Raw genomic sequence first — 2,839 nt, 5'->3', positions numbered from 1 at the left:
CAAATACTTACGACCAATTCAACAATGGCCTTTGCTCCTGTATCACCAGGTTATGTTTATGTCAAAGTTGTTGCAACTGATGAGTTAGGAGCAGAACTTGAAACAGGCTTCCCGGTATTTATCGAGCACCGTACAGGAATTGACGATAACTATGCTGATGCTATCAGGATATATCCTAATCCGGTTACAGATGTTCTGAATTTATCACTGAATGGTGTGAAAGCCGATCATTACCAGGTTGTAGATATAAAAGGTAGTGTAGTCATGTTAAAGGGTAGCCTTTACAATATACAAGAACATACAATAAACACGGACAGGCTGCAGCCAGGTATTTACATGCTTAAGCTTTATTCTGATGAAAATGTAATAATTAAAAAATTTACAAAACAATAATAAGATAACTCCTCCCTGTAACAGGGGAGGAGATAATTATTCACCATTTAATATAACTAATATGAAAAAACTTCTATTCTCTTTGATTTGTTATCTGGCAGTGCATGCCAGTATACTCGCACAGGTTGCAATGCCTACACAGAATACCGATTCTGTTCATTTATTTACAGGGAGTACTGTTGAAATTATGCCTTACTTAGATGGGGTAATTTTTATCAAGAATGATGGAACCGATGATATAATTGCTTACACCGAAGATGGCGTGAGTTTTATGGATCTGGAAACCCTTGAAAGTGAAAGTTCTTCAAAGCTTGCTGGATGGGTAGGGGATTCTAAAGCTTTTTATTATGGGAACAATACAAGTGATGTTGGCGAAATAGATTTAAGAGTAAACAATGCCGGTAGTGCTTCATTGTTGCTTAATGCTGGTCATCAGCCAAATCCTGCTATAACAAATGTTGTAAAAGCTGATTTTGGTTCAGGTGTCATCAGGTACTATTATATGGTACAGGGCGAATGGGACGATTATACAGGATATGAGGCTATAGTCTACGAAACGGATGGTACGGATAATGGAACGTGGGAAGTTGAACCGGACAGGGATTGGGCTAATAATTCCCTGCTTAGAATGAGCAACAACAATGTGAATGGAATGCTGGAAGCAACTATGTATGATGGTAAATTATACTTTATTGCAGAAACTCCAGGTGGAGGACTTGGTAACTATTCATCCATATTTGAACTTGAATATAGCGATTTGGGTAGTACAGCAAACTTAGCAGTAAATAGTGGCAGTGAAGTGGCTACATGGGGTAACCTGATTATTACAGATGATTATTTCTATGCAATGGACGTTTCCGTTGGAGCGACTAGCTCTTTTAATTTTATTGCTAAAAGTGATCCTGATAATATTGGAACAATTGATGGGATGCATTTTCATAATGAGAAGCCTGTACGTAGTAATAACCGATTTTATGCCGTAGCAGATCCATGGATTGAAGGTTCTAAGTTTGGTATCAGAAAGTTGGCAGTTATTGATGAAGCCAATACAGCATCGGTTATTAACCTGAATGCTGAAGCTGAAGACGATCAAATAGACAACCTGGTATTAAGTGGTAATAAACTATTTTTTACTGCAACATTAACAGGAGGTTCAGAGGGTATTTATGCTATTCGTACTGATGTTGCTGATCCTGAAATTGTTTTAGTTGAAAGTTTGAGTGGAAAAACACTTAAAGCTATGGTAGGTGTTCCTGAAGGTGTGGCTTATTCATATGTTTATGAATCAAGCTCTTCAGGTAATTTTGTAATATCGCAGGGTTTTACCGATGCAGATTATTGGTTGCATAGAGGGTATAGAAGATTTGATTGGGGCAATGTAACCGACCTTGTTGTAAATGGCAATACCTTATTTATTGCAGAAGCTGCAGATGATGGAACAAGCGTTCAGATTTGGAGCCATGATCTTACCCAAACTGAGTTTGCAACTACCAATGTGCAGTTTACCATTACAGATAGCGAAACTTCTGAAGCAATTGTTGGAGCTGAGTTAATGATAGAGAATGGTTTAGAAAGTTATAGTTTGGTAACAAACAGTTCAGGACAAGCAGTGCAATTGGGTATACCAGCCGGATGGTATAATTACGAATTGAGTGCTGCAGGTTATAAAACAGTTAGTGATGCTAGAACCTGGTTAAGTAGTGGAACAGTGCAAAAAACGTTAACCATGGAAGCAGATGATGCCACGTCAATAGATGATTTGGAAGACAAATTCGTTAAGGTTTACCCTAATCCAACCAATGATATTATCAATATAGACGCAACCAGTCCTGTATTGGCTGTGCGTTTGTACGATTTAACAGGAACTTGCGTAAAAGCAGTAGAATCACAAAATATCAAAAATGTAAATATCTCGGATTTACCACGAGGAGTTTATGTAATGGTAGCCAATCAATCCAATTCCGATATATCAACAATTAAAATCACCAAAAAGTAATTTGTATTAGTTAAATGGTAGTGAATTGTGAAAGGGGGAGCCTATTATACAAGCTACCCCCGATCACAGGTCAGTTCCTGATTATTTAATTTAAATTTTATTCTATGAAAAGATTTACAATGTTTATGATTGCAACTATACTGGCTATTGGTAGTATGGTTGGTCAAGTAGTGGTTAATGTAACAGATGGATCATCTGACATTGAAGGTGTTAGTGTAACTGTAAACTCAGTAACGGAAGTGACTGACGTTAATGGAGATGCAACATTTGATGCTACTGGATGGACAGATGATACTTATAATGTAACAACCTCAATGAGCTGCTATGAATCTGGCTCAGGTACAGTTGATGTTGTCTCAGAAATGGGAACTGCTACAATTACAATTGCAGCCAAAACGACCAACAATGTATATTTCTGGATTGGTTCCCCAATGGCAATGCTTGATGTAA

General features: G+C 37.5%; 3 protein-coding genes. All 3 read left to right on the top strand.

From position 1 onward, the window contains the following. Nucleotides 1-393: T9SS type A sorting domain-containing protein (locus AC4MRQ_RS02740; protein WP_491196105.1), on the top strand; the 393-nt coding region annotated here is incomplete at its 5' end. Between the two features lie 61 nt (nt 394-454). Further along, nucleotides 455-2,389: a T9SS type A sorting domain-containing protein gene (locus tag AC4MRQ_RS02735; RefSeq protein WP_491196104.1), complete on the top strand. Its 1,935-nt coding sequence runs from the start codon at nt 455-457 to the stop codon at nt 2,387-2,389. A gap of 104 nt (nt 2,390-2,493) precedes the next feature. Further along, nucleotides 2,494-2,839 (top strand): hypothetical protein (locus AC4MRQ_RS02730; protein WP_491196103.1); only part of this gene is annotated, 346 nt, incomplete at its 3' end.

It is taken from the genome of Carboxylicivirga sp., assembly GCF_982718395.1.
The sequence above is the reverse complement of the archived record's forward strand: the minus strand, read 5'-3'. Positions and strand labels throughout refer to the sequence as shown.